This is a genomic window from Quisquiliibacterium sp. (genome assembly GCF_982640115.1).
Window position 1 is genome coordinate 1 of sequence record NZ_CEXFHW010000264.1, and the last position, 3,765, is coordinate 3,765.

At 67.0% G+C, this 3,765-nt stretch carries 5 protein-coding genes; 3 read left to right on the forward strand and 2 right to left on the reverse strand.

The window, feature by feature from the left end; genetic code table 11:
- On the forward strand, window positions 1–798 hold a 798-nt coding region (locus AC2H6A_RS18530; RefSeq protein WP_484275197.1), incomplete at its 5' end, for an alpha/beta hydrolase family protein.
- Window positions 799–813: 15 nt separating this feature from the next.
- Here AC2H6A_RS18530 and AC2H6A_RS18535 read toward each other — a convergent pair.
- Window positions 814–1,416, reverse strand: coding sequence for a 2-hydroxychromene-2-carboxylate isomerase (locus AC2H6A_RS18535; RefSeq protein ID WP_484275198.1), 603 nt, complete (start codon window positions 1,414–1,416; stop codon window positions 814–816).
- A gap of 119 nt (window positions 1,417–1,535) precedes the next feature.
- Window positions 1,536–2,324, reverse strand: a complete 789-nt coding sequence (locus AC2H6A_RS18540) for an SDR family NAD(P)-dependent oxidoreductase (RefSeq protein WP_484275199.1) — start codon at window positions 2,322–2,324, stop codon at window positions 1,536–1,538.
- 97 nt (window positions 2,325–2,421) lie between these two features.
- Between AC2H6A_RS18540 and AC2H6A_RS18545 the strand changes: the two genes are divergently transcribed.
- Together AC2H6A_RS18545 and AC2H6A_RS18550 are read left to right on the forward strand one after the other, a co-directional pair.
- The gene (locus AC2H6A_RS18545; protein WP_484275200.1) at window positions 2,422–2,997 is read left to right on the forward strand and encodes a TetR/AcrR family transcriptional regulator; all 576 of its coding nucleotides are present in this window, start codon (window positions 2,422–2,424) and stop codon (window positions 2,995–2,997) included.
- Window positions 2,994–3,765 (forward strand): haloalkane dehalogenase (locus tag AC2H6A_RS18550; RefSeq protein WP_484275201.1); only part of this gene is annotated, 772 nt, incomplete at its 3' end. The genes AC2H6A_RS18545 and AC2H6A_RS18550, both read left to right, overlap by 4 nt.

The following is a 3,765-nucleotide window of genomic DNA, read 5'->3' on the forward strand; positions in this document are numbered from 1 at the left end:
TTCACCGATTTCGCCCCGGTGGTGGTGGCGGCTGTGCAAGGCACTCGCACCATCACTTACGGAGGCGTCTCCGTGCAGGTGGTGATTCACATGCCAGCCGCAGCGGTCAAGGATGCGCTCGTGCTGTACCACGGCACCGTCTGGTTCGACGACCGTATCCTGCCGGCCGCTCAGAGCATCCTCGACAGCTTCAAGCGCTTGCTGCTGCGCGACGATACGCTGCTGGTCAGCGTCGCCTACCCCCAGCAGAATCGTGAGATCGGCGAGGGCTTGCGGGAGGCGGAGGCCGCCCTCCTCTGGGTGAAGAACGAAGCCTCGAGGGCTCTGGGCGTATCCATCAACCGTGTCTTCATGGCCGGTCATTCCCAGGGTGCCTATCTTGTGACCCGGCTGAACACGATGCATCCGACGGATGGGGTGATCGCCAATGCCCCGGGACCCTTGGACTTCGAGTACCGCTGCCTGCTCGAGGAGCGCGGCGGCGCGCCCCGCAGCGAGGAGTGCGGACTGATGAGCCCGCGCTACGGTCCTGCGTCGGCCAACCCTGCGCCGTATCGCAGCATCTCCCTGCTGTCGTTCACCCAGGGGTTCAAGGCGGATGCGCTGTTCGTTCAGGGGCAAGACGACGGCGTGATCCAGATGCGCTCGTGGCCGCTCTTCAGGCAGGCCGTCCAGACCTGCACGAACTGCCAGCAGCCTGGTTTCCTCGAGGTTGCCGGCGGCCATGAGGCCCTGTTCAGGAGCGTCGAGGCGCGCGCGGCGTTCAATCAGTTCCTGGACCAGCGACGCGTCAGGTAGGCGGTTCGCACCCCATCAGCCGCGTTCGAGCATCTCTTCGATCTGCCCGAGGCGTTCCTTGCCGAAGAACATCTCGGTCCCGATGAAGAAGCTCGGGATGCCGAAGGCGCCGCGCGCCACGGCTTTTTCGGTGTTGTCGATCAGGGCCTGCTTGATGGCGCCGTCCTGCGTCCTGGCCACGAGCGCCTGCGCATCGAAGCCGGCGGTGGTGAGCACCGCCGCGACGGCGGCGGCGTCGGTGACATCGAGCCCCTGTTCCCAGATCGCGGGGTTGAGCGCCTCGATCAGGCGGATCCGGTCATCGCCTTCCAGCGACACCAGCATCCGCAGCAGGTTGACCGAATTGAACGGGAAGGCGGGGTTCATCCGGAATCGGTGCAGGCCGTGCTTGTCGATGAAGCGCTGCATCTCGAGCTTCGCATAGGCGTTCTTGCCCTTGATGTCGGCGTCGCGGATAAAGGGCGGCGCATTGCCGGTGAGCTTGTGCATCCCGCCGAGGAAAGCGGGGGTGATGATGAGCTGCGCACCCTGCCGCGCGGCGAGCGCGCGCAGCGGCTGCCACACCAGGTAGGCGTTGGGGCTGACGAAGTCGAAGATCAGCTCGATGGCTTTGGTCATGGTCGTCTTCCTGTGGGTTCTCGCGACGCTGCATTGTCGCTCGATCGAGCAGTACGCCCAGGCTGCGGCAGTTCGGTCAGGTCTTGATGTCCTTCCGGGCCCCGATCGCGCCTGCGCGGCTACTTCAGGTCCGGATTGCTGGCGTGGTTCCACCAGGCCAGATCGGAGTGCGCGCGCAGGTCGAGCTCGAAGGTCCAGGCCGAGCGGTGCTGGTGCGCCAGGTAGTAGTAGGTGTTGGCTACCTCGGCGGGCACCAGCAGGCCGTCGTTGTCCAGGCCCTTCTTTTCGCGCAGCGCCTGGAAGCACTCGGGCCCGAGCATCTTGCCCAGGGTGTCGGGCGCATCGACCGCACCGTCGATCACGATGTGCGACACATGGATGCCCTTGCTTGCGAACTGCGCGTTCAGTGACTGGCACAGCATGCGCCGCCCGCCCATGGCGGCGGCGTGCGAGTGCTGGCCGGCATTGCCGCGCATGGCAGCGGTGGCCGACGTGACCAGCAGCACGCCCTTGCCGCGCTGCTCCATGTACGGGAACAGCACCTGCGCCAGCCGGAACAGGCCGAAGGTGGCCATGCGCCAGCCCATCTCGAAGGCCTTGAGCGTGGTGCTTGCCAGGCCGCGGTCGCCGATCTGCGCGCCGAGGTTGAAGACTGCGACCGCGATCGGGCCGACCTCGGCTTCGATGTGGGTGACCAGCTGCTCGATGCTGCCTTCCTCGACCGCATTGAGCATGTAGCCGCTGGCCGAGCCGCCCTCGGCCTCGATCTCGGCCACCAGCCTGTCGAGCCCTGCCTTGTCGCTGCGGCGCGCGAGGCAGGCGTGGTATCCCTCGCGCGCGAAGCGCCTGGCGACGTTGCCGCCGATGCCGGCGCCGGCACCGATGACGAGACAGACGGGTTTGCTCATCAGGACCTCCTGGGCGTGAACGGGGCTGGCCCTGGCTGCTGCGCATGCCGGGAACCGGATGCTTGTCATTGTGAACCAAACGGTACAGAATGCAAGCATGGCGCGCCCCCCCGAGTTCGATCGCAGCAAGGCCCTGAACAAGGCGCTGGCGCTGTTCTGGCGCAAGGGCTACCAGGCCACCTCGCTGGCCGATCTGCTGGCGGCCATGGACATCGGCCGCAGCAGCTTCTACGCCGCGTTCACCGACAAGCGCACCCTGTTCATCGAGTGCATCGACCTGTTTTCGGCGCGCGTGCGGGCGCTGCTCGAGCGCGCTCGCACCGAGCAGCCGCCGATCGATGTGCTGCAGGATTTCTTCGAGGGCAATTTCGCGGGCGCCCGCGGCACCCGAGCCGACTGGGGCTGCCTGCTGGTGAACTCGGTGCTCGAGATGGCCGGTGTCGATGACGATCTCGTTGCGCGCGCAAGCAACCACCTGACGGACCTGCAGCGCTATTTCGAGTCCTGTCTTCGGGATGCCGGCGCGAGCCCCGCGCAGGCCGAAGAACTGGCCGCCGTGCTGATGCTGTTCAACGAAGGCATCCGTGTGTCGAGTCGCCGCCGCCTGCCGCAGCCGCAGCACCTTCAGGCCATCGCCGCCACCTTCCGCCTCGTCAGGAGCGTCATCGCATGAGCGCCGCCTCACCCTTGCCGCCCCGGCGGTTCACCACGGTCCGTGGCCACCGCCTTGCGCACGTCGAAGTGGGCAGCGGCGACCCCATCGTGCTGCTGCACGGCAACCCCACCTCCAGCTACCTGTGGCGCGACGTCATCGGCCCGCTCGCGGGCCTGGGCCGCGTGATCGTGCCCGACCTCATCGGTCATGGCGACTCCGACAAGCTGCCCGAAAGCGCCGGCCCCGGCCGCTACACCCTCGAGACCACCTACGATCTGCTCGCCGCCCAGCTTGCCGCGCTGGGTGTCGATGGTCGCGTCACGCTCGTGCTGCACGACTGGGGCAGCGCGCTCGGCTTTCACTGGGCCCGGCTGCATCCCGACAAGGTGCGTGGCATCGCCTACATGGAAGCCATCGTCATGCCCCTGCCGTCGTGGGACGACTGGCCGGAGAAGGCGCGGGGCATCTTCCAGGGTTTCCGCTCCGCCAAGGGCGAAGACCTCGTCCTGCGGCGCAACCTGTTCATCGAGGGCGTGCTGCCCAACTCGATCCTGCGCAGGCTGACCGATGAGGAGATGGCTGTCTATCGCGCGCCCTTCGCCGCGGAAGCCGATCGCCAGCCGACGCTGAACTGGCCGCGTCAGATCCCCATCGCCGGCGAGCCGCCGCACATTGTCGCGCTCGTGCAGCAATACGCCGACTGGCTGAAGACCAGCCTCATACCCAAGCTCTTCGTCAACGCCGACCCCGGGTCGATTCTCGTCGGCCGCCAGCGCGAGTTCTGCC